Source organism: Leclercia sp. UBA7405 (genome assembly GCF_037152215.1).
GTDB classification, from domain to species: Bacteria; Pseudomonadota; Gammaproteobacteria; order Enterobacterales; family Enterobacteriaceae; genus Enterobacter; species Enterobacter pneumoniae.
In genome coordinates this window covers 1025591-1051940 of sequence record NZ_JBBCMR010000001.1, presented here as the reverse complement: position 1 = coordinate 1051940, position 26350 = coordinate 1025591, and the positions used below count along the sequence as shown (strand labels likewise).

The 26350-nt window shown below is 54.1% G+C and carries 31 protein-coding genes; 8 read left to right on the top strand and 23 right to left on the bottom strand.

The window, feature by feature from the left end; translation table 11 throughout:
• Position 1 precedes the first annotated feature (1 nt).
• From tssC to WFN75_RS05090, 3 genes are all read right to left on the bottom strand, one after another.
• Entirely contained in the window at positions 2-1537 is a 1536-nt protein-coding gene (tssC, locus tag WFN75_RS05100; protein WP_286931627.1) for a type VI secretion system contractile sheath large subunit, read from the bottom strand.
• A 42-nt stretch (positions 1538-1579) separates the two neighbouring features.
• Complete coding sequence (tssB, locus tag WFN75_RS05095) at positions 1580-2071, bottom strand: type VI secretion system contractile sheath small subunit (RefSeq protein WP_336995705.1); 492 nt, start codon at positions 2069-2071, stop codon at positions 1580-1582.
• A 757-nt stretch (positions 2072-2828) separates the two neighbouring features.
• Positions 2829-3029, bottom strand: a complete 201-nt coding sequence (locus tag WFN75_RS05090) for a hypothetical protein (RefSeq protein ID WP_336995704.1) — start codon at positions 3027-3029, stop codon at positions 2829-2831.
• Between the two features lie 194 nt (positions 3030-3223).
• On the opposite strand from WFN75_RS05090, the gene WFN75_RS05085 reads away from it, so the two are divergent.
• A complete protein-coding gene (locus WFN75_RS05085) occupies positions 3224-4822 on the top strand; it encodes an FAD-NAD(P)-binding protein (RefSeq protein WP_336995703.1) in 1599 nt (532 codons plus the stop codon).
• Between the two features lie 24 nt (positions 4823-4846).
• Here the strand turns inward: WFN75_RS05085 and WFN75_RS05080 are convergent, their stop codons facing one another.
• Together WFN75_RS05080 and WFN75_RS05075 are read right to left on the bottom strand one after the other, a co-directional pair.
• The gene (locus WFN75_RS05080) at positions 4847-5305 is read right to left on the bottom strand and encodes a DMT family transporter (RefSeq protein ID WP_336995702.1); all 459 of its coding nucleotides are present in this window, start codon (positions 5303-5305) and stop codon (positions 4847-4849) included.
• A gap of 3 nt (positions 5306-5308) precedes the next feature.
• On the bottom strand, positions 5309-5743 hold the full coding sequence (locus WFN75_RS05075) for a DMT family transporter (RefSeq protein WP_233802099.1): 435 nt from the start codon (positions 5741-5743) through the stop codon (positions 5309-5311).
• Between the two features lie 99 nt (positions 5744-5842).
• Here WFN75_RS05075 and WFN75_RS05070 point away from each other — a divergent pair, with 99 nt between their 5' ends.
• Complete coding sequence (locus WFN75_RS05070) at positions 5843-6778, top strand: LysR family transcriptional regulator (RefSeq protein WP_336995701.1); 936 nt, start codon at positions 5843-5845, stop codon at positions 6776-6778.
• A 27-nt stretch (positions 6779-6805) separates the two neighbouring features.
• Here the strand turns inward: WFN75_RS05070 and WFN75_RS05065 are convergent, their stop codons facing one another.
• Together WFN75_RS05065 and fhuE are read right to left on the bottom strand one after the other, a co-directional pair.
• A complete protein-coding gene (locus tag WFN75_RS05065) occupies positions 6806-7441 on the bottom strand; it encodes a carbonic anhydrase (protein ID WP_040075960.1) in 636 nt (211 codons plus the stop codon).
• 144 nt (positions 7442-7585) lie between these two features.
• Positions 7586-9745, bottom strand: a complete 2160-nt coding sequence (gene fhuE / locus WFN75_RS05060) for a ferric-rhodotorulic acid/ferric-coprogen receptor FhuE (RefSeq protein ID WP_336995700.1) — start codon at positions 9743-9745, stop codon at positions 7586-7588.
• A gap of 260 nt (positions 9746-10005) precedes the next feature.
• Between fhuE and WFN75_RS05055 the strand changes: the two genes are divergently transcribed.
• Positions 10006-10146, top strand: a complete 141-nt coding sequence (locus WFN75_RS05055) for a hypothetical protein (RefSeq protein ID WP_046885940.1) — start codon at positions 10006-10008, stop codon at positions 10144-10146.
• 31 nt (positions 10147-10177) lie between these two features.
• Here WFN75_RS05055 and WFN75_RS05050 read toward each other — a convergent pair whose 3' ends face one another.
• The 8 genes from WFN75_RS05050 to WFN75_RS05015 form a co-directional block, all read right to left on the bottom strand.
• The gene (locus tag WFN75_RS05050) at positions 10178-10657 is read right to left on the bottom strand and encodes a GlcG/HbpS family heme-binding protein (RefSeq protein WP_336995699.1); all 480 of its coding nucleotides are present in this window, start codon (positions 10655-10657) and stop codon (positions 10178-10180) included.
• 89 nt (positions 10658-10746) lie between these two features.
• The gene (locus WFN75_RS05045) at positions 10747-11358 is read right to left on the bottom strand and encodes a response regulator transcription factor (protein WP_336995698.1); all 612 of its coding nucleotides are present in this window, start codon (positions 11356-11358) and stop codon (positions 10747-10749) included.
• Positions 11351-12679, bottom strand: a complete 1329-nt coding sequence (locus WFN75_RS05040; RefSeq protein ID WP_336995697.1) for a sensor histidine kinase — start codon at positions 12677-12679, stop codon at positions 11351-11353. The genes WFN75_RS05045 and WFN75_RS05040 overlap by 8 nt, the downstream gene beginning before the upstream one ends.
• A gap of 130 nt (positions 12680-12809) precedes the next feature.
• Entirely contained in the window at positions 12810-12977 is a 168-nt protein-coding gene (locus WFN75_RS05035) for a hypothetical protein (protein WP_046885936.1), read from the bottom strand.
• A 137-nt stretch (positions 12978-13114) separates the two neighbouring features.
• Positions 13115-13324, bottom strand: a complete 210-nt coding sequence (fumD, locus tag WFN75_RS05030) for a fumarate hydratase FumD (RefSeq protein ID WP_040075964.1) — start codon at positions 13322-13324, stop codon at positions 13115-13117.
• A gap of 107 nt (positions 13325-13431) precedes the next feature.
• Positions 13432-14244 carry a MetQ/NlpA family ABC transporter substrate-binding protein gene (locus WFN75_RS05025; RefSeq protein ID WP_039029111.1) on the bottom strand — a complete coding sequence of 271 codons (813 nt, stop codon included), beginning with the start codon at positions 14242-14244 and terminating at the stop codon, positions 13432-13434.
• A 28-nt stretch (positions 14245-14272) separates the two neighbouring features.
• On the bottom strand, positions 14273-14941 hold the full coding sequence (locus tag WFN75_RS05020; protein WP_040075965.1) for a methionine ABC transporter permease: 669 nt from the start codon (positions 14939-14941) through the stop codon (positions 14273-14275).
• The gene (locus tag WFN75_RS05015; protein ID WP_336995696.1) at positions 14934-15956 is read right to left on the bottom strand and encodes a methionine ABC transporter ATP-binding protein; all 1023 of its coding nucleotides are present in this window, start codon (positions 15954-15956) and stop codon (positions 14934-14936) included. The genes WFN75_RS05020 and WFN75_RS05015 overlap by 8 nt, the downstream gene beginning before the upstream one ends.
• A gap of 108 nt (positions 15957-16064) precedes the next feature.
• Here WFN75_RS05015 and WFN75_RS05010 point away from each other — a divergent pair, with 108 nt between their 5' ends.
• From WFN75_RS05010 to lpp, 4 genes are all read left to right on the top strand, one after another.
• Positions 16065-16232: a hypothetical protein gene (locus WFN75_RS05010; RefSeq protein WP_336995695.1), complete on the top strand. Its 168-nt coding sequence runs from the start codon at positions 16065-16067 to the stop codon at positions 16230-16232.
• Between the two features lie 160 nt (positions 16233-16392).
• A complete protein-coding gene (gene ynhH, locus WFN75_RS22630; RefSeq protein WP_419395493.1) occupies positions 16393-16587 on the top strand; it encodes a protein YnhH in 195 nt (64 codons plus the stop codon).
• Positions 16588-16594: 7 nt separating this feature from the next.
• On the top strand, positions 16595-18016 hold the full coding sequence (gene pykF / locus WFN75_RS05005; protein WP_040075967.1) for a pyruvate kinase PykF: 1422 nt from the start codon (positions 16595-16597) through the stop codon (positions 18014-18016).
• Between the two features lie 311 nt (positions 18017-18327).
• A complete protein-coding gene (gene lpp, locus WFN75_RS05000) occupies positions 18328-18564 on the top strand; it encodes a murein lipoprotein Lpp (RefSeq protein WP_001082307.1) in 237 nt (78 codons plus the stop codon).
• 63 nt (positions 18565-18627) lie between these two features.
• On the opposite strand, the gene ldtE is transcribed toward lpp, so the two are convergent.
• The 7 genes from ldtE to sufA form a co-directional block, all read right to left on the bottom strand.
• A complete protein-coding gene (ldtE, locus tag WFN75_RS04995; protein ID WP_207293602.1) occupies positions 18628-19641 on the bottom strand; it encodes a L,D-transpeptidase LdtE in 1014 nt (337 codons plus the stop codon).
• 96 nt (positions 19642-19737) lie between these two features.
• The gene (sufE, locus tag WFN75_RS04990; RefSeq protein ID WP_336995694.1) at positions 19738-20154 is read right to left on the bottom strand and encodes a cysteine desulfuration protein SufE; all 417 of its coding nucleotides are present in this window, start codon (positions 20152-20154) and stop codon (positions 19738-19740) included.
• 14 nt (positions 20155-20168) lie between these two features.
• Entirely contained in the window at positions 20169-21389 is a 1221-nt protein-coding gene (gene sufS, locus WFN75_RS04985) for a cysteine desulfurase SufS (protein ID WP_336995693.1), read from the bottom strand.
• The gene (gene sufD, locus WFN75_RS04980) at positions 21386-22660 is read right to left on the bottom strand and encodes a Fe-S cluster assembly protein SufD (RefSeq protein ID WP_336995692.1); all 1275 of its coding nucleotides are present in this window, start codon (positions 22658-22660) and stop codon (positions 21386-21388) included. Before sufD ends, sufS begins: the two co-directional genes overlap by 4 nt.
• The gene (sufC, locus tag WFN75_RS04975; protein WP_046885930.1) at positions 22635-23381 is read right to left on the bottom strand and encodes a Fe-S cluster assembly ATPase SufC; all 747 of its coding nucleotides are present in this window, start codon (positions 23379-23381) and stop codon (positions 22635-22637) included. The genes sufD and sufC overlap by 26 nt, the downstream gene beginning before the upstream one ends.
• Positions 23382-23397: 16 nt before the next feature.
• Positions 23398-24885, bottom strand: a complete 1488-nt coding sequence (gene sufB / locus WFN75_RS04970; protein WP_286781070.1) for a Fe-S cluster assembly protein SufB — start codon at positions 24883-24885, stop codon at positions 23398-23400.
• Positions 24886-24893: 8 nt separating this feature from the next.
• The gene (gene sufA / locus WFN75_RS04965; protein WP_040075975.1) at positions 24894-25262 is read right to left on the bottom strand and encodes a Fe-S cluster assembly scaffold SufA; all 369 of its coding nucleotides are present in this window, start codon (positions 25260-25262) and stop codon (positions 24894-24896) included.
• A gap of 437 nt (positions 25263-25699) precedes the next feature.
• Here sufA and WFN75_RS04960 point away from each other — a divergent pair, with 437 nt between their 5' ends.
• Positions 25700-25855: a hypothetical protein gene (locus WFN75_RS04960; RefSeq protein WP_212477951.1), complete on the top strand. Its 156-nt coding sequence runs from the start codon at positions 25700-25702 to the stop codon at positions 25853-25855.
• Positions 25856-26078: 223 nt separating this feature from the next.
• On the opposite strand, the gene WFN75_RS04955 is transcribed toward WFN75_RS04960, so the two are convergent.
• Positions 26079-26273, bottom strand: a complete 195-nt coding sequence (locus tag WFN75_RS04955) for a YdiH family protein (protein ID WP_040075977.1) — start codon at positions 26271-26273, stop codon at positions 26079-26081.
• Positions 26274-26350: the final 77 nt, after the last annotated feature.

Genomic DNA, 26350 nt, shown 5'->3' with positions numbered 1-26350 from the left:
CTTACGCTTTCGCTTTCGGCATCTGGCTGACCAGAGACAGGTTCACATCCATCCCTTCCACCTGGAAGTGCGGCACCGCATACAGACGCACGCGGAAGAAGCCCGGGTTGTCCTCGATGTCTTCCACTACCACCTTCGCATCGCGCAGCGGGTGTGACGCCTGCAGCGCGTCGCCCGGATCGGTCATTTCGGTCACCAGACCCCGCACCCAGGTGTTCAGCTCCAGCTCCAGCAGGCGGCGATCCTTGGTGGTGCCGATGTTTTCACGCTGGATCAGCTTCAGGTAGTGGGCAATGCGCGACAGCAGGAAGATGTACGGCAGACGCGCGTTGATGCGGCTGTTGGCGGTCGCATCGGCGGTGTCGTACAGCGCCGGTTTCTGGGCAGAGTTCGCCGAGAAGAAGCAGGCGTAATCGCGGTTCTTATAGTAAGATAGCGGGATAAAGCCGAGATTGGCGAATTCGAACTCGCGGGTTTCCGGGATCATCACCTCTGACGGGATTTTCACCTGGTTGCCGGTGCCCAGATCATACAGGTGGATAGGCAGATCTTTCACCGCCCCGCCCGCCTGCGGGCCACGGATCTGCACGCACCAGCCGTTGTTGATGAAACTCTTCACCATATTGGAGGCGAAGGAGAACGCCGCGCTGGTCCAGAGGTATTTCTCGTGATCCGGGCCTTTCACCTGCTCAACGTAGTTGAAGCTACGCACCGGTACGGTGTCCGGACCGTACGGCAGGCGGCCCAGCACGCGCGGCATTACCAGCCCGATGTAGCGGGAGTCGTCGGTGTCACGGAAGGATTTCCACTTGATGTATTCGGCGCGGTCGAAGTAGTTAGCGATATCCTTAATCGCGGCCACCTCTTCCATGGAGTCTTTCAGGAAGAATGTCGGGCCAACGGAGCCGATAAACGGCATATGTGCCGCGGCGGAGACGTTGGAGATGTTGCGCAGCAGCGCGATATCCTGCGGGCTGGCGTCAAACTCGTAAGAGGAGATCACCGAACCGATCGGCTCACCGCCCGGGGTATCATATTCGGCGGTGTAGGTGTGCCAGTAGAGGCCGCTCTGAATCAGTTCCGGCGCGTCCTCGAAGTCCTGACGCAGATCGTCTTTGGACACATCCAGAATTTCGGTTTTCACGTTCTGGCGATAGTCGGTATTGTCGACCAGTTGTTTCAGGCCGCGCCACAGGGATTCAACTTTCTGGAATTCAGGATGGTGCATTACCGCATCAAGCTGGCGGCTGATCTGGTAATCCAGTTCGGCGATATGGTGATCGATCAAGGTCTTGTCGAGCTTTTCTACTTGCTGTCCGGATTTACGGATACAGTCCATAAAGACCTGCATCGCCGCCGTCAAACGCTCGCCCGCAGGCGCATCGGCAAGGGCAGCATCATCCATAAAGGCGTTGATATCGCCAAGATGGGAAGCCGGCGTCAGATTAATTTTTTCGAACAGGGAGGCGTAAACGCTCTCATTTTCCAGCACCGTAGTATGACCCGGTGCCGCAGCAGTTTCAGTATTGACAGTCATCAGCATGTTCCCGATTAATCCATTAAAAGAGAGGCCCGACGGTTATTTCGGGGCCAGCGCACTCATTTCGTCGCGTAATTCCTGAGACAGAGCCGGATCTTTGAGAATTTTCTCGAGCTCTTTTCTGAAAGTGGCGTTATCAAGAAGATTGGATTTAAGGTCGCGTAATAAATTACGCATCGCCAGCATGGCGCGAAGTTGAGGTATTTGACGAGCAACCTGTTCTGGCTCGAAATCTTTGATATCGGAAAAACTCAGCTTTACATTTTCTGCGGAGTCACTGTTTGCCAGCGTATTCTTAACGCTCAGGTTCACCTCTGGATTAAATTCTGAAAGCACGCTGTTGAAGTTGTTTTTATTGACGTTGATTTTCTCTCGTTCAGATAATGGTCGGGATTCTTTGCCATTACTGAAATCACCCATGGCGAGGAGTTTAAGCGGCAGTTCGACTTTCTTCTGCGCGCCCCCTGTATGCAGGCTCAATTTTAAATTTATTCGTGCTTTTGGCACTTCATTCTGGAACGTATCAGCCATAGCATTCCCTTTCCTTGCAAAATGTTTATTGAGTGGATGGGCACTTTATTGCAAAAGCGATAATAGTGTAAACCACTAATAAAGATCAACATTTTAGATCTTAGGGCCACCATAAGAAATTACTTAAGAATTTTCTTCTGCATTGAGAATATGATGAACATTACGCATGCCTGACAGATAAGAGAAATCAACTGCTTTGTTTGAAAAGGCTAGACATATAGGCTAGTAATATAAAAATCCTTACTTTTATATCGAGATTATCATTATTTATTGATTTAGATCACCCCATTCAATAACGTATCTTTATTACTGCTTTTATGGCGATTATTTCATTAAGAATATTCTTCGGCCTGTTCTTGCAGGCCTGCGCTGAGATTGACTCCATTATCAGACCAAAAATATCCCCAGCATTTTTTGTTTAAGAATTTCAGAGAGAATTGCGGGCTTCTTCATTCTGATTATGCAGCGCCGGAGACGAACCGCAGACTATTCTTTTCATTCGATACTGAAGGCAAAATTAACAGCAGAAATAAGAGATAGCGTTGACACCACCTACAAAGTATCTCGTCAGGTAAATGTCCAGGCAGGTCGCTATTATCTGAACAGAATATGTTGGTAGCCCTAACCGATTGACAGAATGGGGGGCGGTGGACGGATTCACCCGGACGCACCATTCTGCTGAATCTCAGTGCCTCTCTTTTTAATCACCCTTTTCGACGAAAAGAAAACGGGCCCGAAAGCCCGTTGATCGTGATGATTAGCTCAGCGCTTTTTTCTTTGCCCTTGTGGCCTGCTCCAGGTAACGTTGATATCTTTCCCGAAACCAGACCTTTTGTTCGTCATTCATATTGCCAGTGACAGCACCAATATCAACGGGTCGTCCCATCGCCTGCATCCGGGCAAAACTGTGCGCCAGAAAGTCAAAATTGGTGACGGAATACGGATTGTGTTCGTTCATAGCATCTCCCTCCTGATTGTTGTTTATCGCAAGGTCATATGCTTTCTGAAGTCAGTATTCGCCTGTGGCAGAACATTTTTTACGCACTTCGTGCCTCGTTTACCCGCCAGACCTGCCGGGTTTCACATTTTTCGTCCACACTTGATCCAGAGGACTTTTTTCGGCATGGCGTTGAGATAAGGATGCATAAAAAAATGAAAAAAATAGCGATTGTCGGCTCGGGTCCCACAGGGATTTACACGTTCTTTTCGTTACTTGAGGCGAAAGAAAAGTTATCGATTACGGTTTATGAACAGGGTGAAAAAGCCGGTATCGGCATGCCGTACAGCCATGACGATAACTCCAGGATGATGCTGGCCAACATCGCCAGTATCGAAATCCCCCCTCTCTTTATGACTTACCTCGACTGGCTACGTCTGCAGCCTATTGAACATTTGGCCCGTTATGACGTGGCGCGAGACTCCCTGCACGATCGCCAGTTTCTGCCGCGCTTGCTGCTGGGCGAATACCTGCGCGATCGCTTTCTCGCCTGCGTGGAACAGGCGAAAAAACAAGGCTTCGACGTTGATATAAAAGAGTCTTGTCAGGTTACTGATCTGCAAGCAACACAAGACGGGGTCATGCTGTGGGAAGATGCGGCACCCGAGCCGCGTAATTATGATTTTGTTGCGATTGCTACCGGGCACGTCTGGCCGGATGAAGAGGAATCTAGCCGCACGTATTTCCCAAGCCCCTGGTCCGGCCTAATGGAAGCAACGGTTCCGGCCTGTCGGGTGGGCATTATGGGCACCTCATTGAGTGGTCTCGATGCGGCCATGGCGGTGGTGATCCAGCACGGGACGTTTTTCGAATCTGATGAACAGCCGTGCCGCTTTGAGCTCGATGATGGCCACGAAGAGTTGAAGGTAGCGTTAATGTCGCGCACCGGAGTGTTTCCCGAAGCGGACTTTTACTGTCCGCTGCCCTACGAGCCCCTTGAGGTGGTCACAGACGCCGCGCTAAATGCTGAAATCGAACAGGGCCCGGAGGGGTTACTCGACCGCGTCTTTGCCCTGATGGTAAAGGAGATTAGCCTTGCCGATCCGGCCTGGAGTGACCATATCGCGCTGGCGACCCATGATGCAGATAGCTTCTCAAAAGCCTGGTTCGCTGAACGTCGTGAGCATGACCCTTTTAAATGGGCCGAAGAGAATCTGCGTGAAGTCGAGGAGAACAAACGTAACAAGCATACCGTCCCCTGGCGATACGCTATTTTGCGTATGCATGAGCCGGTTCAGGAGATAGTGCCTCACCTTAACGATGACGACAGAAAACGGTTTAAATCCGGTCTGGCCCGGGTCTTTATCGATAACTATGCGGCTATCCCCTCGCAGTCGATTCGCCGCCTGCTTGCACTGCGTGAGGCCGGGATCATCAACATTATCGCGCTGGGCACAGACTATCGTCTGGATATTCAGAAAGACCGAACCATCATTACCACTGACGAGCGGCACTATGAATTTGATGTCTATATTGACGCACGCGGTCAGCGGGCCCTAAAAACCAAAGATCTGCCGTTCCCACGCCTGCGCGAACAGCTTCAAGCCGTCGGGGACGACATTCCGGACGTGACCGAGAATTACACTCTGCACGATCCCGTTGAAGCACGGGGCCGCATCGCCTTTGGTGCCCTGCCATGGCTGATGCAGGACCGACCCTTTGTGCAGGGTCTGACCGAAAGTGCTGACATTGGTGCCGCCATGGCGAGGGCCATTCTCTCTCCGTCGCAACGGATACGCCGACGCTTAGCCTAGCGTCGGCGTGACACAACGGGGGCGCTATGAGCGACGTTTTTCAGCAACGCTGCTGGCGTAGATAAAGCACAGGGCAATGCCCAGGCAGATCACGGCACCAAAGCGGTTGAAGGAAAAAGGGATAGCCGCATTGCCCAGCCAGCCAAAATTGTCGATAAGCAGGCTCATGGCCAGTTGCCCAAAAATGACCGCCACCGTAGCTACGGCGGTGCCGATGCGTTGCACCGCTATCACCATAATAATGATGTAAGGGACACCAAACAGGGCGCCGACCAGTTGCCATTTCGGAACATCCAGCAGCGTGACCGGATGAGCGGGTTCAAAGAAGAGGATAAGCAGCGACGTGACCAACGCGCCCACAGAAAAGGTCAGAAACGCGCTCTTGAAGACCCCCACTTTACTGCCAAGCTGCCCGTTAATCGCAGCCTGAATACTCAACATCGCCCCGCCAATCACGGCGAGCATAACCATTACTGTCGTCATATCTTACCCCTGCGCGACGAAAATAAGCGCGGCAATAATAAACACCAGCGCAAGAAGCCGTTTACGGTCAATTTTACGGTGCGGCGTACCAAACAGGCCGTAATGATCGATCACCAGGCTTTTAAACACCTGCCCGGCCAGAATACCTATCATCGTTAGCGCAATGCCGATAATCGGGGTGGTAACCGTCAGGATAATGACGTAAACCGGCCCAAGAATGCCGCCCAGCAGCTGCCAACCAGGTTGCGAAAAATACGAAGGCGCATTACGTGGACTAAAAAAGAGCATCAGCAAAAACGTTAACGCCGCGCCTACGCCAAATATGCTCAACGTTGCCCATAAATCGCCAACCTCTTGTCCCAGCGGCCCCAGCAGACCGGCCTCTACGGACAGTCCCATCCCTCCGGCAATGACTAACCCGATCAATAAAAATTGCATAATAGTGACTCTTTTGTTGTCCAGGTCCGGAAGGGTACGCGTTTGTATTCATGAGAAAAATGCTACAATCGGATAAACACCTTTGCAGGAACTGCATCAATGACCGATTCGGGTAGTATCACCCTGCGTACTTTGCTCATTTTTATAGAAGTCTATGAAACGCATAATTTTTCCGTGGTGGCACGCCAGCAGGGGATCTCGGCTTCACAGGTGTCGCGGGTGATCCATCAGCTCGAAGATGCCCTCGGTCAGCAGCTCTTTTATCGCAACACGCGCTCAATCATCCCCACCGAAAATGGTCATCTGTTTATCCGCTATGCCCGAGAGATGACTCGTAGCCTCGACGAGGCGCGTCGGGAGCTAGCCGCCAGAACCCAGCAGCCCACCGGTCTGGTGCGTATTAACGCTCCGGTGTTTTTCGGCCAGCGGCACGTTGCCCCTGCCCTGCCGGGCCTGAGCGAGCGCTATCCGGGACTGGATATCGAGCTCATTCTGACCGACGACTATATCGATCCGCATAAAGACGCTGCTGATGTGATCTTTCGCATCGGCGCTCTCACCAACTCGTCGTTTCACGCCCGTACCTTCGGACGCCAGGTGTATCATCTGGCCGCCGCCCCCGGATATCTCCGCCGCTCTGGCACGCCGGCGAGCCCTGACGACCTTTCATCTCACCATTGTCTGGTGTACCGGGGTTCTTCGGGTCCTAACCGCTGGTTTTTTCGCGCGATGGGCGCTGACTGGACACACTACCCTGTGTCGCCCTTGATGACCTCTAACAATGCGGAGGCTTTGCTCATCGCCGCGCTGGGGGGGATGGGATTGGTGCTGTTTCCGGACTGGCTGATTGGCGATAAGCTGCAAAGCGGGGAACTTGTTGCGCTACTGCCCGAACTTGAGGCGACCATCAATACCGAGCCGCAACTGATTTCGGCACTTTATCCCGATGCGCGTCATCCTTCTCTGAATGTCAGGGCGGTCATTGATTATTATCTGGAGGCGTTTGGCTCGCCTCTCTACTGGCAGAGGGGATAAAAAAACGCGGCCTGAGCCGCGTTTAGATTATTCGCAGTAAACGTCCGGATTATCCGAAAGCGAAACGAACGATTTGCTGTTTTTATCCAGCGCATGAATCACACCGCTTTCAATATCGTAGACCCAGCCATGCAGGCGCAGCGCGTTGTTACGCAGGCCGACCGCGACAGACGGATGGGTTTTAATGTTATTAAGCTGCGCAATGACGTTTTCCTGCACCATCGCGTTCACTTTATCTGTCTCGTTTTCCCAGCTTTTCTTATCCACTACCGCTTTCGCCGCGTCTGAGTAACGTAACCAGTGGGCGACAGCCGGCATCGGCTCCAGATCCTGGTTGGCGGCGATGGCTTTCATCGCGCCACAGTTGGAGTGGCCGCAAATCACGATATCGGTCACGCCCAACGCAACCACCGCATATTCGATGGTTGCTGACACGCCGCCCGGCTCTGGGCCGAATGACGGAACGATGTTGCCCGCGTTACGAATCACAAAGAGCTGTCCCGGTTCCTGCTGGGTGACCAGTTCCGGTACCAGGCGGCTGTCGGAGCAGGAGATAAAAAGCGCTTTGGGGTTCTGGCTGGAAGCCAGGCTGCGGAACAGTTCTTTACGTTGTGGGAAAATTTCTTTCTGAAAGTTGAGGAAACCCTCAATGATATGTTGCATAGCACTGTCTCTTTTTCGGTTTTAATGACTGCATGACAAAGATCACAGTTTTAAAGTGTACCACCGGCAGGTAAAACCGGAAGGGGAATTAAGCGAGATGACACGTTTTGCAAGAAAATCCCCGGCCAGGCCGGGGAAGGAAAATCAGAACTGGTAATTGAGGCTCACCGAGAAGTGACGGGGATCGCCGTAGACGGCGGAGTCATCCAGGTATGAATAGTATTCACGATCAAACAGGTTGCTGACGTTCGCCTGCACCGCTAGCTGTCGGGTCAGCTGATAGCGAGCAAACAGATCCACCAGTGGATAGCTGCCCTGATGGAGGCGCTGCGTCTCGCCATCAGGCCCGGTCACGTCTTTGTAGACCCGGTTTTGCCAGTTCACGCCGCCGCCGACTGTCAATTCCGGCAGCATCGGAAGCTGGTAACGGGTAAAGAGCTTGAGCTGCGTTTGCGGCGCATAGCTGTTAAACCGGCCGCGCTTATCCCGCGCCACGTAACGCGTCGCGCTGAAGGTGAGCTGCAGATTATCAGTGACGGCACCGTTAACTTCCAGCTCAGCCCCTTTGCTCACCGCGCCTTCCGTCTCCTGATAGGCCTGCTCGCTGGAGCCGTTAACAAACTGGCCGCTGATCGCCTCGGCGGCATGCTCCTGCTCAATGCGGAAAATGGCCAGATTGGTCGTCAGGCGGCCATCCGCCCAGTCGGCTTTCAAACCAGTTTCGTAGTTTTTGCCGGTCACCGGCGAGAGCCATGCGCCGCGGGGGTCGCGTTTTGTCTGCGGTGAGAAGATTGAGGTATAGCTGGCGTAGCCCGACAGACTGTCGGTGATGTCATAAACCACGCCGCCATAAGGGGTGAGGTTATATTTCCGCATCTCACCGCTGCTGCCGTTGGTGTTGTACTGGGTGTAACGCGCCCCCAGAATCAGCGACAGCGGATCGGTGATCGACAACCGTGCTGCGGTGTAAGCTGATTTCTGCCGGACAACATCATCCGCATTCTGATACCAGTCGCCCCAGGTCGGTTCTGCCACGCTGCCGTCCCAGTTATTGCTAAAAATGCCCATCTGCTCGCTGTCCAGCGGGCCATCGCGGCTTTCGGTCGCATTATGCTGGCGGCTATAGTTGGCTCCCGCCATCAGCTGATGCTGGCGTCCCAGCAGCTCGAAGGGGCCGCTGAGATACGCATCCCAGGCGTCGAGCTTACGTTCGCCGCGATCTTTACTGCCCCAGCCGGTGGTGCCTTCGCCGGTGTTCACATCGGGATTGCCCATCACATACAGCAAGGTATCGTTAAAGGTCTGCTCTCCGTGCGTCCCGTTAAGGCGGAAGGTCCAGCCATTATCCCAGGCGTGGGTGAGGGTCGCGAAGACCTTACGTGATTCAACCTCATAACCCGTCCAGTCGGCCGCCGTGTTGGTACTGCGGTTGTAATGGGTTCTGGTGCCATTGCTATAAAGACTCGGCAGGCCGCCCCAGGTTGGATTAGCGGTATTATTCTGCTGATAATCCCAGCCCAGCGACAACGTTGTACGTTCGGTCAGATCGGCATCCACCACGCCGTAGAGGAATTTCTTTCTTTTATGGTAGCGATCCAGCCAGCTATCTTGATCCTGATACCCCGTCACCACTCGCCCGCGCAGGCTGGCGTCGCTGTTAAGCGGTGTGGCGAGATCGGCGACGTAGCGCTGTGCATTCCAGCTGCCGTAGCTGGCGCTAATATTCGCTGCGGGGGTTTTCGAGGCGGCGGTTTTTCGCACCATGTTAATAGAGGCCCCCGGATCGCCAGCCCCGGTCATGAGCCCGGTCGCCCCGCGCACCACTTCGATGCGATCGTAAATGGCAGTATCTCCCGCCGCGTCGCCGTAATTCCACGCATCGCCCGTGGCGGTGGGGATGTCATCATAAGAGAAGCTCGTGATCGCAAAGCCGCGCGAATAGTAATAATTACGCTCGCTGTCGATGGCCTGGGACGAAACGCCCGTGGCGTTGGTTAAGACGTCATCCACCGACTGGAGGTTTTGATCCGCCATCCGCTGGGTGGTTACCACGCTCACCGCCTGGGGGATGTCGCGCGGTGCCAGCACCATTTTCGTGCCCGCCCGCGTGGTTTTTACCGCATAGTCTTGCTGTGACTCAGCCGTGCTTTCGCCGCTGCCATACACCACCATCTCTGCTTCGTCAGCGGCATATGCCGGCTGCACCAGCGCATGGATTGCCACCGCCAGCAGAGAAACGGTAAGCGGTTTAACTGGGATCGACGCGGCGAGTTTCCTGCCACGCTTTCTGCGTAGAAATGTCATCTTGTGCCCTGCCCTTTATCGTCTTTTACGCCAGCGTCTGATGCCCGCCGCGCGCCAATGCGAATAGTAATGAGAACTATTTGTTTTATTATGAGGAGGGCAATGTAAGGGATATGTCAGCAAATGTATAGCGCTCGTCAACAATCTCGCCATGCAATGCAGTATGAAACGTCGCGCGTAACCGCACAGATTGCGACGTGCAGTTTGCCTGTCACCTGCCTATACTGAGCCGATGATCAAACTGATAAAGCAGGTGATGTATGGAAATCGATCTCGATAATCTGGTCTTTAGCGGGCTGGATGAGGCAGAAGAGCGTAACGCAGAGCGTCTGGAAGATGCTGATAAGAAAGCTCAGGAAATTATCGCGGACAACGACTGCGGCGACGCCTGCAAGATCTAAACGAAATGCCCCGTTACCTCGGGGCTTTTTATTACTTATCGAGGCCTTCAATGGCTTGCTGAGCGCAGGCTTCATCAAAATGGCCCCCCGGTGCGCCGCCGATACCGATGGCACCAATCACCTCATCCCCCTCCTTCACCGGTAGCCCACCCGCCAGCAGCAAGAAGCCAGGAACATCACGCATGTTTTGTGCCCCGGCATTGTTTTGCGCCGCCTCCATCACCTTGCCGGAGGAATTTTTGGTGCTCAGCGCAGTCCAGGCTTTCATCTCACTGGCCTTAACCGTATGCGGACCCGCGTTATCCGTGCGCTGGACGGCTTTTACCACCCCTGCGCGATCGACCACGGTCACCGTGACCTGATAGTTTTTGGCCATGCAGGCCTGAATGGCCGCCGTCGCCAGGGCATTGGCCTGGGTCAATGAGAGGCTTTTCTGCGCGACAGACTGCGCCTGTGCCGATACGCTTACCAGACCCGCAATCAGGGCCGCTGCCATCATTCTCTTTTTCATCGCTCATTCTCTTGTGAGGGGAAACAGGCACAGAGTACGAAAGCGCGCGACGAAAAGTTATTCGGTTGATTACGCAATCCACCTGGTAGTTATACGGATTGCAATTTGTCATATTCACGTATGGCCTGCACCAGGCTGGTGACGCCCAGCTTGGTGAAGACTGCCGCCCGGTGCGCCTCTACCGTACGCGGGGAGAGATGCAGCCGCTGCGCCACCTCTTTGTTACTATGCCCTTCCATCAGTGCTTTCAGCACCTCATGTTCGCGGGCGGTGAGCTGCTCAAATAAGATTCGCACGCGCCGGCTTTCCTGCCAGCGCGTCATGCGCGCGGTGCTCTCCTCCAGCGCGCGACCGAGGGTTTCGATAAGCTTATCGGCGTCCAGAGGCTTGGTGAAGAACTCAAACACCCCGTTATGAAATGCCCGGCGACAGGCGTCGATGGTCCCATGTCCGGTCATCAGGATCACCGGCAGCAGCGGCCACGGCCACTGCCCCTCTTCCAGCCACGTCAATCCCCCTTTCCCCGGCATGCGCATATCCAGCAGCAGGCAGCCGGTCAAGGATGGGTCGCTGCCGTGCACGGCAATAAAAGCGGCAATGCTCTCGAAGGAAACGACCTGCCAGCCCATATCCGAGAGCAAAAAGGATAACGATTCCCGGATGGCCGCATCGTCATCGATTAAATAGATGTGACTACCCATGTGTTGTCTCCTCCGGATGGGTGAATTGCAGCGCGATCCGGGCTCCGCCTTCGGGCGCATTATGCAGTGAAATCGTGCCGTTCATTCTCTCTACCAGCGACTCCGTCAGGGTCATCCCCAATCCGATGCCCGCCTGCCGGCCGCTATAAAACGGCATAAAGGCCTTCTCGAGGGCTTCGGGGGTAAAGCCGGGGCCACCGTCGGTTAATGTTACCAGGATATGCTCAGCCCGACGCTGGCTGGCAATATGTACCCAGCCCGCCGGGCGCTCTTGCTGGGCCTGAATGGCGTTGCTGAGCAAGTTATGCAGCACCTGCTCCAGCCATAAACGGTCTGCCAGGATGCTGCGCCCATCAGGGGGAAAATCGTGGGTAATGCGAATATGTTTCGCGCTGCGCTCATGTTGCAGTAAATTGCCCACATGCTGCCAGCACTCGGCCAGATCGACCGCCTGTAAATCCACTTTCTCTTCGGCCACATGTTCACGAAAGCGGTTTAGCAAGGCGCTGATCCGCTGCGTTTGCACCAGGGCTGCGTCCAGTGCCTGCCCTGTGGCATCCAGATTCCCTTGTCGCACCTGTCGCTTTGCACCCTGTATCCAGGTCTGCGCGGCCGTCAACGGCTGGTTGATTTCGTGGACAATCCCGGCGGTGATTTCCCCCAGCGTATTCAGACGGGCATGCTGATAATACCAGGCGCGGCGTTCGGCATTCTGCCGCTGCAGACGCTGCCAGACGAACAGTCGACCGACCCCGGTCACCGCGCCGCAGAGCAGAATCAGCAGCATGAACGGCCCGGCAGAGACCTGAAACCAGGCCGGCTTTGCCTCGGCGCTCAGCAAGAACGGTTGAGTGTGCTGAGGAAACGGGCGCTGCCAGTGCCAGAAGGCCGTGGTGTCGGGTGCGGCAACAGGATCGATGAGATTCAGGCGCAAGGCGGTAAAACGGTGGTGGGTCTCCAGCATGGGTTGCAGGTCAATGCGCACCCGGATTTGTCGCCAGGGATTATAGAGCCAGTATTGATTGCCGCCTGAGGGTTCAACGCGTACGGCATCGAGGGGACGGTCAGCCGTTTTTTCCAGCGCCACAATTTGCGGAAATTTTTTGCGCAACGCCAGCAGATCTTCATCGCCGCTAAGCAACGGCAGAACCGATTCGTTTTGGGTGAGTACCGCACCGATGGCTGACCAGAGGGCGCTGAAATCCCGATCGCGATCCCAGTACTGACGGCGGATTTGCTCGGCGTAGAGTAGCGCGCTACAGAGCAGACTAAAGGAGAGCCAGAGCAGGAGGCTACGTCTAATAAAGTTTTTGCTGTTCATCCGTTTAGCTGGCGTGGTGGGTAGACGCCAGAAACCTTAGCAGGTTGTCAGGTTACGGACAAAAGGTGCCGGGGATCCCGGTCACAGAACGCACACCTCGTTCCAGTAAGTTTCCCGCATGAGGCGGTTTTTAACGTTGCGTTTGCGCATGGAACCACTCCGGGTCGATAGTGGCGATGTCCACGCCATACAGGCTGGCGACAGGCAAAATCGACTCAATAATACGTTGCGCACTGTTCTCTGCACGCGTTTCGGGTGTGGCAAAAAACCGCCGTAACGTACTTATCCATTTTCGCATGGTCCTGTTCCTCGTCATTTCAGCCTGCCCTTAGTTAAGCAGCAGAAAGAGGACGAGGGAAATACCAAAACCGGCAGAGGTTTTGCGAAATTCGCACAAACCGGACGGGCAGCGCAAAGCGCCCGCGTGCGTGGTGGTTAGCCTGCCAGCGCTTTAATGACGCGCTCCATCGCTTCGGTGGTCAATTCACTTCGCTTCACGCGCTGGTTCGCCAGGGATGTCCTCACCACCCCGGCAATCACAATATGCTTCGGTTCCTGTCCCAGATCACGCATCTCAAGCACCACTTTTCCTACCACCCGGCACATCTCCTGATACAGCGCGTCGTCTTTGCTCACATTGCCCATCGCTTTCACTCCTTTGCCCGAAAAGGCCAGCTTAAAGCATTCATACCTCTTATACAAAAAAAGCCCGGCGAGTGGCTCACCAGGCTTTTTTAAAATAAATCAGGGAATTAGTTATTTACCGGGATCACCGCGCCTTTATATTTGGTGCGGATCCAGTCCTGGATCTCTTTCGAGTGCAGCACGTCCACCAGCGCGACGATATCTTTCTTCTTCTCATCGCCACGATGCACGGTGATGATGTTGGCATACGGGTTGTTCTCACCGCTCTCTACCGCGATGGGGTCGTGAACCGGATCCAGACCGGCATCAATCGCGTAGTTGGCGTTAATCACCACGGCGGCGCCTTCGTCGTTGTTATACATCTGCGGCAGCAGAGAGGCCTCCACGTTCGGCGTAAACTGCAGTTTTTTCGGGTTTTCCACGATATCGCTAATGCGGGCGGTCACTTTGTCGATGCCCGGCTTCAGCTTGATCACGCCCTCTTTCTCGAAAATGGAAAGGATTCGGCCCTCTTCAGACACCGCGTCACGCATGATGATTTTGCCGCCTTCCGGCAGATCCTTCAGCGATTTGTATTTTTTAGAGTAGATACCGATAGGCTCAATGTGGATAGCGCCTGCGCTGACAAAATCATACTCTTTGTCACCGGCGTGGTCTTTCAGCACGCTGTTCAGATAAGGGATATGCTGGAAATAGTTGGCGTCAATATCACGCCCCGCCAGCGCGGTGTTCGGCAGAATATAGTCCTGGAAAGGTTTTATCTCCAGGTCGATACCCTGCTTCGCCAGAATCGGCTTAGCCTGCTCCAGAATTTCCGCATGCGGGGTGTTAGACGCGCCCACGGTCAGGGTGTCGGCCCAGGAGGCAAAGCTCAGGGCGCTCAGGGTTGCGGCGGCGATCAGCGTCAGTGTTTTTTTCATGATGTTGGTTCCTGTGTGTTATTCGTGATTATCTTTTATCTAACAGTGAAGTAATGACATCGCCGCAGAACTGGATAATGAAAACGATGATTAAAATGGTCACCGTTGCCACCAGCGTGACGTCACCATGGTTGCGCTGGAATCCTTCCAGATAAGCCAGATTTCCTAAACCGCCAGCACCAATCACCCCTGCCATTGCGCTGTAGCTCACCAGGGCAATCAGCGTGACCGTCATGCCTGATACCAGCGCGGGTGATGACTCCGGCAATAAAACCCGAAAGATTAATGTGCTCAGTCGTGCGCCCATCGATCGCGTGGCTTCAATAACGCCTTTATCCACTTCGCGCAGGGCGATCTCCACCAGACGCGCATAGAAAGGGGCCGCCCCGACAATCAACGCCGGCAATGCGGCGTTAGCGCCAAGAATGGTGCCCACCACGGTTTTGGTGAAGGGGATCAGCAGCACGATCAGAATGATAAAAGGAATCGAGCGGAAGACGTTCACCACGATGGAGATCAGGCTATAGACCGTGCGGTTCTGGAACATACCGCCGCGGGCGGTTAAAAAGAGCGCCAGTCCCAGAATCAACCCCAGCGCAAATGTCGCCACGCCGGATAAGGCGGTCATGTACAGCGTCTCCTGGGTGGCGGCCCAGAGCTGGTCCCACTTCAGGTGTGGGAAGAGATTTTCAGCCATGTTTAACTACCTCGCCTTCAATATCGCTTTGCTGCAGGTCGGCGAGGATATTGTTAAGTTGTTCTTCCGTTGCAACGACGTGCAGCCAGAGCTGTCCGAAGACGCCGTGGGCGGTTTGTGTCATTTTGCCGTGCAGAATGTTAAAGGGCAGGCCATAGCGCAGGGTCAGCTCCCCAACGATGGGCTGATGGGTGCTGTGACCGGTGAAGGTCAGTTTGATTACCGTGCCTTCCAGCGCGTTTGTCAGTTCCGGATTGAAGGTCTCCTCTTCTGCATACTGGCTTAACTGACGCACAAATTGCTGCGTGATCGCCTTTTGCGGATGGGTAAAGACCTGTAGCACCTCGCCCTCCTCCACCACTTTGCCGTTTTCCATCACCGCCACGCGGTCGCAGATTTTGCGCACCACGTGCATTTCGTGGGTGATCAATACAATGGTCAGCTTAAAGCGACGATTGATGTCCAGCAGTAGATCGAGGATCTGATCGGTGGTTTGCGGGTCAAGCGCCGAGGTGGCCTCGTCGCAGAGCAGCACATCCGGATTATTGGCCAGCGCCCGGGCAATGCCTACGCGCTGTTTCTGCCCGCCGCTCAGTTGGGATGGATAAGCATTTTCACGCCCTTTTAAACCCACCAGTTCTACCAGCTCGGCGACGCGCGCAGCGATCCTGGCTTTGGATACGCCGGCAATTTGCATAGAGAAGGCGATGTTCTCACTCACCGTGCGCGACCAGAGCAGATTAAAGTGCTGAAACACCATGCTGATCTTCAGACGTGCCTGACGCAGGGCCTCGCCTTTCGCCGCGGAAATCTCCTGCCCGTTAATGGTCACCGTGCCTGTAGTCGGTTTTTCCAGTCCGTTTAGCAGGCGAATCAGCGTACTTTTACCGGCACCGCTGTAGCCAATGATGCCGTAAATTTGCCCCTGCTCAATCGCCAGGTTGACGTCGTCAACGGCGGTCAGCGAGACTTTTCCGTCATCAAAAATCTTCGAAATATTCCTGAGAACTATCATTCTTATACTTATCCGTTAGCATTTAGCGGTTTAGCAGTATGGATGTCCAAATGATAGTAATCAGCCGTGATTATCTTTGAAATGACCAAAAAGGAATTTCATATAATTTTGAGTTATAAACGGCAGTTTGACTGGGGAGAGCGGGATAGCTGCATTATGGAAAAGGTGAGCTATTTTCCGCAAATGCACCTCTGGTTCGCCTTTTACCCGGATTCAGGGGCCAGAAAGGGCGGCGTATCGCTGGAAAAGCAGCAAATCTGGCAAATTTGCGGTTAGGTTTTTCGTTGCCGCAACATCCGCCTGGGCAAGCTTAACGCGTTGATAACAATCCTTTGTGAATCTGCACATATAATTTTTGAAACGCTGTTTTCATTTTCCTTTTGCGCATACTTAGGCGTATAATGCGCGCCTAATCCCTGATGAATGGTTTCAGCGCTTGGAATACAAAAAACAACGCATACAACTTTCCCTCTCCTCCTGGGCTGAAACACAGGCACACTTTCTTCTGCACGCTCAATTGATGTCACCTATCCTTACTGCGTGCCATAAAATCATTCGCAACACAGGTTTGACTCTGAGGCCCAGCGCCCCCGGAGCGAGATTTCCATATCCTTCTCAACTTAAAGACTAAGACTGTCATGAAAAAGACGAAAATTGTTTGCACCATCGGCCCGAAAACCGAATCTGAAGAGATGCTGACCAAAATGCTGGACGCCGGCATGAACGTTATGCGTCTGAACTTCTCTCACGGTGACTATGCTGAACACGGCCAGCGCATTCAGAACTTGCGCAACGTGATGAGCAAGACCGGTAAAAAAGCAGCAATCCTGCTGGATACCAAAGGTCCAGAAATTCGTACCATCAAACTGGAAGGCGGCAATGACGTTTCGCTGAAAGCGGGCCAGACCTTCACGTTCACTACAGACAAGTCCGTGGTCGGCAACAGCGAAATCGTTGCTGTGACTTACGAAGGCTTCACCAGCGATCTCTCCGTGGGCAACACCGTGCTGGTGGATGACGGTTTGATCGGCATGGAAGTGACCGCTATCGAAGGTAAGAACGTTGTTTGTAAAGTGCTGAACAACGGCGACCTGGGCGAGAACAAAGGCGTGAACCTGCCGGGTGTCTCCATCGCGCTGCCTGCCCTGGCAGAAAAAGATAAGCAAGACCTGATCTTCGGTTGTGAGCAAGGCGTTGACTTCGTGGCGGCCTCTTTCATCCGTAAACGTTCTGACGTCGTTGAAATCCGTGAGCACCTGAAAGCGCACGGCGGCGAAAATATCCAGATCATCTCCAAAATTGAAAACCAGGAAGGTCTGAACAACTTCGATGAGATCCTCGAAGCGTCTGACGGCATCATGGTTGCTCGTGGCGACCTGGGCGTTGAGATTCCGGTTGAAGAGGTAATCTTCGCGCAGAAGATGATGATCGAGAAGTGTGTGCGTGCACGTAAAGTGGTTATTACCGCGACGCAGATGCTGGACTCCATGATCAAAAACCCACGCCCAACCCGCGCTGAAGCAGGCGACGTGGCTAACGCCATCCTCGACGGTACCGATGCCGTTATGCTCTCTGGCGAATCCGCTAAAGGTAAATATCCGCTGGAAGCGGTCTCCATCATGGCAACCATCTGTGAGCGTACCGACCGCGTGATGAAGAGCCGTCTGGACAACAACAACGACAGCCGTAAGCTGCGCATCACCGAAGCCGTCTGCCGCGGTGCGGTAGAGACCGCTGAGAAACTGGAAGCGCCGCTGATCGTTGTGGCAACCCAGGGCGGCAAATCTGCGAAAGCTGTACGTAAATACTTCCCGAACGCCACCATCCTTGCACTGACCACCAACGAAACCACAGCACGTCAGCTGGTGCTGAGCAAAGGCGTGGTTCCGCATCTGGTGAAAGAGATTGCTTCTACCGATGATTTCTATCGTCTGGGTAAAGAAGTGGCTCTGCAGCTGGTTGAGTGCGGTCTGGCACAGAAAGGCGACGTTGTGGTGATGGTTTCTGGCGCGCTGGTACCATCAGGCACCACCAATACCGCATCTGTTCACGTTCTGTAATAATTACTGTCCGAATTAATTAGTTTAAAAAGCGCTCTTCGGAGCGCTTTTTTTATTTGTGCCATCGACCATAGTCATTAAAAAATCAAATCGGGTTTTTCTATTTAATACGCACTTTTACTAAGATGAATCCGATTAAAATATTTTGTTTTAACAGCATTTTTTGGCTGATATAGCCGATTTCGATGCTTCTTTGAGCGAACGATCAAAAATAGGCGGATTCCCAACAAAAAAATATTCTCAACCTAAAAAACTTTGTGTAATACTTGTAACGCTACATGGAGATTAACTCAATCTAGAGGGTATTAATAATGAATCGTACTAAACTGGTACTGGGCGCGGTAATCCTGGGTTCTACTCTGCTGGCAGGTTGCTCCAGCAACGCTAAAATCGATCAGCTGTCTTCTGACGTTCAGACTCTGAACGCTAAAGTTGACCAGCTGAGCAACGACGTGAACGCAATGCGTTCCGACGTTCAGGCTGCTAAAGATGACGCAGCACGCGCTAACCAGCGTCTGGACAACCAGGCTACTAAATACCGTAAGTAATAGTACCTGTTAATAAAATGGCGCACATTGTGCGCCATTTTTTTTGCCTGCGATTCCCCTTCCCTACTGCGTAACCTGCTCGCGCGTCTCCTCAACAGAGGTCACCGGCGTGCGCTGATTCTGCACCGACTGCACAGTGTGATTCGCTGAAGGCGTGGCCCCTACCGACACGGCGACCGGAATGCCTGCCCTGCGTGACATTGCTTTATCCACCAGCGCTTTATCGCTACCGCTCTCAGCAACAAAGGACGCAAAACCAGCAGACTGCGGAATAGGCAGGATCTGTGGATTATCCCCTTCAATAGCCGCCAGCGGGCGGTGCACCTCAACATAGCGTCTGCCGTCCGGCTCGACGGCGAATTTCACCGGCTCATTGATGATCTGCACCCGGGTGCCGACCCGAACCTGCGAGAAGAGCGCTTTAATATCCGGCGCATTCATACGCATACAGCCAGAACTCACGCGCAGGCCTACGCTGTCGGGTGCGCTGGTGCCGTGAATCAGGTATTCGCCGTTACCCACCCCCAGACGCAATGCGAAGCGCCCCAGTGGATTATTTGGCCCTGCCGGGACCACGGGCGGCAGTTTTATCCCCTGCGCCAGTGAGCGCGCCCGGATGCCGGCTGGCGGCGTCCAGGTGGGATTGGGGATCTTCTGGCTGATGCGGGTCGTGGTGACCGGCGTCTCCAGCCCCAACTGGCCTATCCCCAGAGGATAAACCTGCACGCTATTCTCCCCGGGGGGGAAATAATAGAGCCGCAGTTCGGCAAGATTAACCACAATTCCTTCGCGCGGCGTATCGGGCAGTAACATTTGCGATGGAATAGTAATCACCGTGCCCGGAGCCGGATAAACCGGGGCAATGGTGTTATTGGTTTCGAGAATTAAGTGCGCAGCAGTATTAAACCGGCGGGCGATTGCCTGCAGATTTTTATCGCCTTCCTGAATAGTGTAAGTCTGATTCTGGCCTATTAGGCGACTGCCCGCAGGCGGCAATGGATAATCCACCGCTCTGGCGCTATTTACCGCGCCGAGCGACCCAAGAAGTAAAAGTGTAATCAGAGACGCGCGCTTCATGCTGATATTCCTTATTCACTGACAGGACGTCAGAAAGCTGAAAACCAGCGAGGCGGGAACCGCCTCGCGAAACAGAATGAATGCTGTCTGGTAAGTTTAGCTAATGTTGGCGGCTTTGGTGCGGATTGCGCGGATCATCGCTTCCAGCCCCTGAGAACGGGACGGCGTTAAGTGTTGTGTCAGCGCCATCTGTTCAAACCACGGGCGCACATCGAAAGCCAGAATGTCCTGTGGGGACATCTGGTGATAGAGAATAAACACCACGGCGATCAGCCCCTTCACAATGGCCGCATCGCTATCGCCCTGCAGTTCTATCACCCCCGCCTCGTTCTGGTGCATCAGGATCCAGACCTGGCTCTGACACCCCTGAATGATGTTTTCCGGGTTATGGGCTTCCGGACTAAGCTCAGGCAGTCGCTGCCCAAGCTCAATGATGTACAGGTACTTCTCTTCCCAGTTTGCGCAACGTGTAAAGTTACGCAGTAATTTATCTCTGTCTGGCAACGCGGCCATCTCTTGCCTCCCTGTTAACCTAACAGCTGGTGGATGCGTTTGAGTCCCGCCACCAGCCTGTCGATCTCTTCTGTGGTGTTATACATGACCAGCGACGCGCGGCACATGGCCGGAACCTGATAAAAGGCCATCAGCGGCATTGCACAGTGGTGCCCGGTGCGCACCGCAACGCCGTAATTGTCGAGGAAGCTCCCCACATCATAGGCGTGATGTTTACCCAGGTTAAAGGCAATGACCCCTTTGCGATCTGCCGGTCCATAGAGAATCAGATCCGGCACCTCGGCCAGAGCGTGCAAGGCGTAATCCATCAGCTTCTGCTCGTACGCGGCAATCTTCTCCAGACCAATGGCTGAGACATACTCTATAGCAGCCCCAAGACCAATAATGCCGCCGGTGTTTGGCGTACCCGCTTCAAAGCGCCAGGGCGCTTTAGCGTAGCTCGTCCCCTCGGTGAGGCTGACGGTGGCGATCATCGACCCGCCCCCTTCCCACGGCGGCATAGCCTGCAGGATATCCTCCTTCACGTAGAGCACGCCGATCCCGGTCGGTCCGTAGAGTTTATGTCCGGAAAACACATAAAAATCGCAGTCCAGCGCCTGGACATCGGTACCCTGGTGCATCACCGCCTGGGCACCGTCCACCAGCACCTTCGCCCCCACCTGATGCGCTTTCGCTACAATCTCCGCCAACGGGTTTTCAGTCCCCAGAACGTTAGAGATGTGCGTCACCGCCACCAGTCGGGTACGTTCATCAAGCAGCGCATCCAGCTGCGCCAGCTGCAGCGTACCGTCCTGGTTCAGCGGGATCACCCGCAGTTCGGCCCCCACGCGCTCACAGAGCATCTGCCACGGCACGATGTTGGCATGATGCTCCATCTGAGTGATGACAATATTATCCCCGGCATGAACCGAGGCGTTGCCCCAGCTGTTAGCGACCAGGTTGATCCCTTCGGTGGTGCCGCGCACGAAGACCAGCTCTTCCGGCGAACGGGCGTTTAAAAACGCCGCCGCCTGGTTGCGCACATTTTCCATGCGCTGAGTCGCTTCCGCACTGAGGGTATGGATACCCCGGTGCACCGCCGCATAGCCGTGTCGGTAAAACTCCGCTTCGGCATCGATCACCTGCGCCGGCTTCTGGGCACTGGCGGCGCTGTCGAGATAGGCGAGCGGCAGACCGTTCACTTCACGGGTCAGGACCGGAAAATCCGCCCGCACTTTCTCCACCGGAAAATTCATGCCTTACCTCCAGGCAAGCGCTGACCGATGCGGGTCAGGACCTGCTGTTTTACCCCTTCGTCACCAATAGCTTCTGTCAGCTCAGCGGCAAAGGCGTAGATAATCATCTTTTCGGCAGCCTGCTGGTCAATACCGCGCGAACGGAGATAGAACATCTGCTCGTCGTCGATACGGCCCACGGTTGCCCCGTGGCTGCACTTCACATCATCCGCATAGATTTCCAGCTGCGGCTTGGTATCCACCTCAGCCAGGCGCCCCATCAGCAGATTGTTGTTGGTCATCTGCCCGTCGGTCTTGATGGCATGCTGGGCCACCTTGATTAGCCCATTAAACACCGCGCGACCTTTATCGCTGACGATGGTTTTGTGCAGTTGACGGCTGTTGCAAAACCCTTTGTTGTGTTCGAGCCAGGTGCGGGTGTCGCACACTTCGGATTTCACCGGCATCGCCAGGCTGTTAATGCGCAGCGTGGTATTTTCGCCGTTAAGTTGGGTACTGGTATTGTGGCGTAACACCGCGCCGCCCAGCAGGAAGCTGTGGCTGTGGGCCGCCGCGTCTGCAGCCAGCAAGATGTCGTTGTGGCCGAAGTGATGACAAAGCGCATTTTCAAACGCCAGCTTCAGATGGTGCAACTGTGCATTTGCCGCCACGTTCATGGTCATTCGTGAACCGGTGAAATGGCGAACATCATTCAGGCTGACATAGTGTTCGATGACCGTCGCTTCGGCGCCCTGCTCCATCTCCAGATGGTGGCGGTAGTGGGCGGTATTCACCTCCTCTCCCCCCGCAAGCCCCTGAGTAATGTGCAGCAACAGCAAAGGCCGGGCTGGACGCTGATTGCGCTTCACGCGAATGTGCGTGACCGATTGCGCCAGGCTTTCGGTGAGATGCAGAAAGAGCTCAGGCTGAACCGGCGCGGGCAAGGATTGACGCGCGTCGTTGATCTCAATGTCAAAACCGCTCCCTTCGCTGCTGTCGCTCAGGCCCGGAATAAACTGACCGTCGACAAAGACCAGCCGTACGGCATCCACCGCTATGCTCAGCGCATCCCGCTGCGCTGCGCTCACCTCGGCCAGACGGGTGACAAACTGGCTATTCAGCAACCCATCCAGCGGGGTGTACTTCCAGTTTTCATGTTTCCGCCCAGGCAATCCAAGACGCAGCATCTGCTGCAGATGCTGTTGGGCCTGTTCAGAGCGCGGTTGACCTTGCGCCTCAAACAGGCGATGCCACTGCTGTAGCGCGTTACTGCTGTTCGGTAAGCCAGCCATAGCCCTGCTCCTCCAGCTGTTTAACCAGGGTGAAATCACCCGATTTCACAATGCGCCCTTGATAAAGTACGTGTACAAAGTCTGGCTTGATGTAGTCGAGAATACGCTGGTAGTGGGTGACGATGATAAATGAGCGGTTGCCATCGCGCAGGGCGTTAACCCCGTCGGCAACGATTTTCAGCGCATCAATATCCAGACCGGAGTCGGTCTCATCCAGAATACACAGCTCAGGCTCCAGTACCGCCATCTGCAAAATGTCGTTACGCTTCTTCTCGCCGCCGGAAAAGCCGACGTTTACCGAACGTGTAAGCAGATCTTCCGGCATTTTTAGCAGCTGAATCTTCTCTTCCATTAAGTCCTGGAAGTCGAAGCGGTCCAGCGCTTCCTGATCACGGTACTTGCGCACGGCGTTTAACGCGGTTTGCAGGAAGAACTGATTACTGACGCCCGGGATCTCGACCGGATACTGGAAGGCCATAAAGATCCCTTCACCGGCGCGCTCTTCCGGCGACAGTTCCAGCAGATCTTTGTCCTTGAACGCCACCGAGCCGCCCACCACGTCGTAATCTTCACGCCCGGCCAGGGTTGCAGAGAGCGTACTTTTCCCGGAACCGTTCGGCCCCATAATGGCATGCACCTCGCCCGGGCGAACCTCCAGGCTCAGCCCACGCAGGATCGCTTTATCTTCCACACTGACCTGTAAATCTTTAATGCTTAACATGTGCTTTCCTTAATGCTTAACCGACGCTGTGTTCAAGGCTAATCGCCAGCAGTTTCTGTGCTTCAACGGCAAACTCCAGCGGCAGTTCAGAGAACACGTCCTTACAGAAGCCGTTAACAATCATGGAGATGGCATCCTCTTCGCTGATGCCGCGCTGCAGGCAGTAGAAGAGCTGATCCTCACCAATCCGCGAGGTGGTGGCTTCATGCTCCAGCTGTGCGCTGTTGTTCCGGCACTCCACGTAGGGGAAGGTGTGCGCCCCACAGTCTGGCCCGATCAGCATCGAATCACACTGGGTGAAGTTTCGGGCGTTGGTCGCCGTTGGCATGATTTTTACCAGCCCCCGATAGCTGTTCTGGCTCTGTCCGGCAGAGATCCCCTTCGAGATAATGGTTGATTTGGTGTTTTTGCCGATATGGATCATCTTGGTGCCGGTATCGGCCTGCTGATGACCGCTGGTCAGCGCCACGGAGTAAAACTCACCGATGGAGTTATCGCCGCGCAGAATGCAGCTTGGGTATTTCCAGGTGATGGCGGAGCCGGTTTCCGACTGGGTCCAGGACATCTTGCTGTTTTCACCTTCGCACAGGGCTCGCTTGGTGACGAAGTTCAGGATGCCGCCGGTGTTGTTATCCCCCGGGAACCAGTTTTGTACCGTGGAGTACTTCACTTCCGCATCTTTGTGAATAATCACTTCCACCACGGCCGCATGCAGCTGATAGCTGTCTCGTACCGGCGCAGAACAGCCCTCGATGTAACTGACGTAACTGCCCTCATCGGCAACCAGGATGGTGCGTTCAAACTGACCTGTTTTTTCCGCATTGATACGGAAATAGGTCGACAGCTCCATCGGGCAGCGCACCCCTTTTGGCACGTAGATGAAGGTGCCGTCCGAGGCCACGGCCGCATTCAGCGCTGCAAAGAAGTTGTCGTTGCTGGGCACCACGGTGCCAATATATTTCTGCACCAGCTCCGGATGATCGTGTATCGCCTCGCCAAAGGAGCAGAAGATAATCCCCTGTTCCGCCAGTTTTTCACGATAGGTCGTCGCCACGGAGACGGAGTCGAAGATGGCGTCTACGGCCACTTCTCGCCCTTCACGCACCGGCACCCCGAGCTGCTCAAAGGCCTCTTCCACCTCTTTACTCAGGAAGGTGTTGGTGCCGGTCTGCTGTACGGCCCCCGGCTCAGAGGCGCAGGTATCGTCGCAGTTACCGCAGGAAGGGGCGGAGTAGTAGCTGTAATCTTGATAGTTCAGCTTATCGTAGTGCGCCTTCAGCCAGTGCGGCTCGTCCATTTCCAGCCAGGCTTTGTAAGCGCTCAGGCGAAATTCAAGCATCCACTCAGGCTCATTACGGCGTGCTGAGATAGCGCGCACCACCTCTTCGCTGATCCCTTTTGCCAGCTCGTCGGTTTGTAATTGGGTGAAGAAGCCCTCTTTATAATTGAGTTGGCCACCGGACCAGGTTTTGACATCGTCAGTTGCTTCAGTATTACGAGACATAGTACCGCCTATACCCCAAAGCTTTCGCCGCACCCACATTCGTTCTGGGCTTTCGGGTTGTTGAATTTGAATAACTGGTTTAAACCTTCGCGCACGTAATCCACTTCGGTACCGTCAATAAACGGCATCGCCTGTAACGGTACATACAGTTTTGCACCGTCATGCTCGAAAATAAGGTCGTCTTTTTGCGGCTCGCTGACGGTATCCAGCACATAGCCGAAACCGGCGCAGCCGGTCGTCTTGACGCTTAAGCGCACGCCCAGCATGCCGGGCTGTTTCTCCACCAGCTCATGAATGTGCTTCGCTGCCGCAGGGGTAAGCGACAGTCCGCGCCATGTGAAATCCGCTGGGTTGAACGTTTCTGAATGCAATTCCATAGGTCCACCTCATTTGTTGCGCCATCAGGGCATAACACCATGTTAGTGATAACGATTATCACTTCAACCCCCTGACAGCAGGGACTTTCTGCTTAATCGCCCTTTTTGGCTACTTTCATTAAGCATAGACCCTGCCTGAGTTGTTATCAGGCAAGGATTTTTTTAATCAATTTATTGATTAATAATGGATTTAGACGCGCTAATCGATGAGACGGGTAGAAATGGAAAAGTTGTATAGGGAATGCCTATTTATGAGATAGTTTTTTGAGCAGGCTTTGTTGATGAAGAGCGCGGCCGGCAACCCGACTCTTCCGGAACAGTCATAGAAGGGAAACCAGGTGTGAAGCGAGACCCTACCTGTATTGGCGGTTCGCAAAGTCTGGCGTTAGGCGGTAGACCCGGTTACGTTATCTGCCTCTTAAAGATTAGGTGCCACTATGAATACATTTTCGATTATTGCCATCCCGTTTTTCGTGGTGGCTATAGTAATGCTGACGCTCGCGGGCACCCGCAAAAACCGGGCGTTTCTCATCGTAGGTGGGGTCTTTATGGCTTCGAGCATGGTGAACGCGGCGATCGGCCTGTCATTGTAATTCAGCCAAAAGAAAACCCTTAAGACTACCCGAGGGTAATCTTAAGGGTTCCTTGCTCCATCCGGCGCTTATCTCCGGCACTCTGTGGCTTAGCTCTTGAAGGAGCATCAGAATAGTCTCATGAATAGCGGGCGGTGATTTGACATAAATTGCGGCGCCGCTCTGCAAAGCGCACAGAAAGCATAAAGGCCGCAATCGCGGCCTTTATTACAGAGTGCAGAAATTAATGGACGTGAACACCCAACCGCCAGGCAAAGTAGATCTCTTCTTTGAGTTCGCTTGAAGAGAGCGTGAGCAGATCCGTAAATTCCAGTTCAAGCTGTTTCAGCTTTTTCAAATACTGAGCCGGAGAAAGGTTGCTCGTATCGCGGCGTAAATATTCAATGGCCAGTTGGGTTGGGTTCAAATCGGTATCCATAATGTCCTCGTTTATGTACAAAACGCGACCAGTATATCACACTTTGCTGTTCGTTTTTTGACCATAAACAAGGCATC

Excerpts from the sequence above, each read along its gene's own strand:
- ldtE (WP_207293602.1), bottom strand. The coding sequence starts at position 19,641 with ATGAAGCGCGCGTCTCTGATTACACTTTTACTTCTTGGGTCGCTCGGC.
- WFN75_RS05045 (WP_336995698.1), bottom strand. The coding sequence starts at position 11,358 with ATGGGTAGTCACATCTATTTAATCGATGACGATGCGGCCATCCGGGAA.
- WFN75_RS05020 (WP_040075965.1), bottom strand. The coding sequence starts at position 14,941 with ATGGCTGAAAATCTCTTCCCACACCTGAAGTGGGACCAGCTCTGGGCC.
- tssC (WP_286931627.1), bottom strand. The coding sequence starts at position 1,537 with ATGACTGTCAATACTGAAACTGCTGCGGCACCGGGTCATACTACGGTG.
- lpp (WP_001082307.1), top strand. The coding sequence starts at position 18,328 with ATGAATCGTACTAAACTGGTACTGGGCGCGGTAATCCTGGGTTCTACT.
- WFN75_RS05015 (WP_336995696.1), bottom strand. The coding sequence starts at position 15,956 with ATGATAGTTCTCAGGAATATTTCGAAGATTTTTGATGACGGAAAAGTC.
- WFN75_RS05025 (WP_039029111.1), bottom strand. The coding sequence starts at position 14,244 with ATGAAAAAAACACTGACGCTGATCGCCGCCGCAACCCTGAGCGCCCTG.
- WFN75_RS05065 (WP_040075960.1), bottom strand. The coding sequence starts at position 7,441 with ATGCAACATATCATTGAGGGTTTCCTCAACTTTCAGAAAGAAATTTTC.
- WFN75_RS05070 (WP_336995701.1), top strand. The coding sequence starts at position 5,843 with ATGACCGATTCGGGTAGTATCACCCTGCGTACTTTGCTCATTTTTATA.
- sufC (WP_046885930.1), bottom strand. The coding sequence starts at position 23,381 with ATGTTAAGCATTAAAGATTTACAGGTCAGTGTGGAAGATAAAGCGATC.
- sufE (WP_336995694.1), bottom strand. The coding sequence starts at position 20,154 with ATGGCCGCGTTGCCAGACAGAGATAAATTACTGCGTAACTTTACACGT.
- sufS (WP_336995693.1), bottom strand. The coding sequence starts at position 21,389 with ATGAATTTTCCGGTGGAGAAAGTGCGGGCGGATTTTCCGGTCCTGACC.
- fhuE (WP_336995700.1), bottom strand. The coding sequence starts at position 9,745 with ATGACATTTCTACGCAGAAAGCGTGGCAGGAAACTCGCCGCGTCGATC.
- sufA (WP_040075975.1), bottom strand. The coding sequence starts at position 25,262 with ATGGAATTGCATTCAGAAACGTTCAACCCAGCGGATTTCACATGGCGC.
- WFN75_RS05090 (WP_336995704.1), bottom strand. The coding sequence starts at position 3,029 with ATGAACGAACACAATCCGTATTCCGTCACCAATTTTGACTTTCTGGCG.
- WFN75_RS05050 (WP_336995699.1), bottom strand. The coding sequence starts at position 10,657 with ATGAAAAAGAGAATGATGGCAGCGGCCCTGATTGCGGGTCTGGTAAGC.
- WFN75_RS05080 (WP_336995702.1), bottom strand. The coding sequence starts at position 5,305 with ATGACGACAGTAATGGTTATGCTCGCCGTGATTGGCGGGGCGATGTTG.
- fumD (WP_040075964.1), bottom strand. The coding sequence starts at position 13,324 with ATGGGCAATGTGAGCAAAGACGACGCGCTGTATCAGGAGATGTGCCGG.
- tssB (WP_336995705.1), bottom strand. The coding sequence starts at position 2,071 with ATGGCTGATACGTTCCAGAATGAAGTGCCAAAAGCACGAATAAATTTA.
- WFN75_RS04960 (WP_212477951.1), top strand. The coding sequence starts at position 25,700 with ATGAATACATTTTCGATTATTGCCATCCCGTTTTTCGTGGTGGCTATA.
- WFN75_RS05085 (WP_336995703.1), top strand. The coding sequence starts at position 3,224 with ATGAAAAAAATAGCGATTGTCGGCTCGGGTCCCACAGGGATTTACACG.
- WFN75_RS05035 (WP_046885936.1), bottom strand. The coding sequence starts at position 12,977 with ATGCGAAAATGGATAAGTACGTTACGGCGGTTTTTTGCCACACCCGAA.
- sufB (WP_286781070.1), bottom strand. The coding sequence starts at position 24,885 with ATGTCTCGTAATACTGAAGCAACTGACGATGTCAAAACCTGGTCCGGT.
- WFN75_RS04955 (WP_040075977.1), bottom strand. The coding sequence starts at position 26,273 with ATGGATACCGATTTGAACCCAACCCAACTGGCCATTGAATATTTACGC.
- WFN75_RS05075 (WP_233802099.1), bottom strand. The coding sequence starts at position 5,743 with ATGCAATTTTTATTGATCGGGTTAGTCATTGCCGGAGGGATGGGACTG.
- sufD (WP_336995692.1), bottom strand. The coding sequence starts at position 22,660 with ATGGCTGGCTTACCGAACAGCAGTAACGCGCTACAGCAGTGGCATCGC.
- pykF (WP_040075967.1), top strand. The coding sequence starts at position 16,595 with ATGAAAAAGACGAAAATTGTTTGCACCATCGGCCCGAAAACCGAATCT.
- WFN75_RS05040 (WP_336995697.1), bottom strand. The coding sequence starts at position 12,679 with ATGAACAGCAAAAACTTTATTAGACGTAGCCTCCTGCTCTGGCTCTCC.
- WFN75_RS05055 (WP_046885940.1), top strand. The coding sequence starts at position 10,006 with ATGGAAATCGATCTCGATAATCTGGTCTTTAGCGGGCTGGATGAGGCA.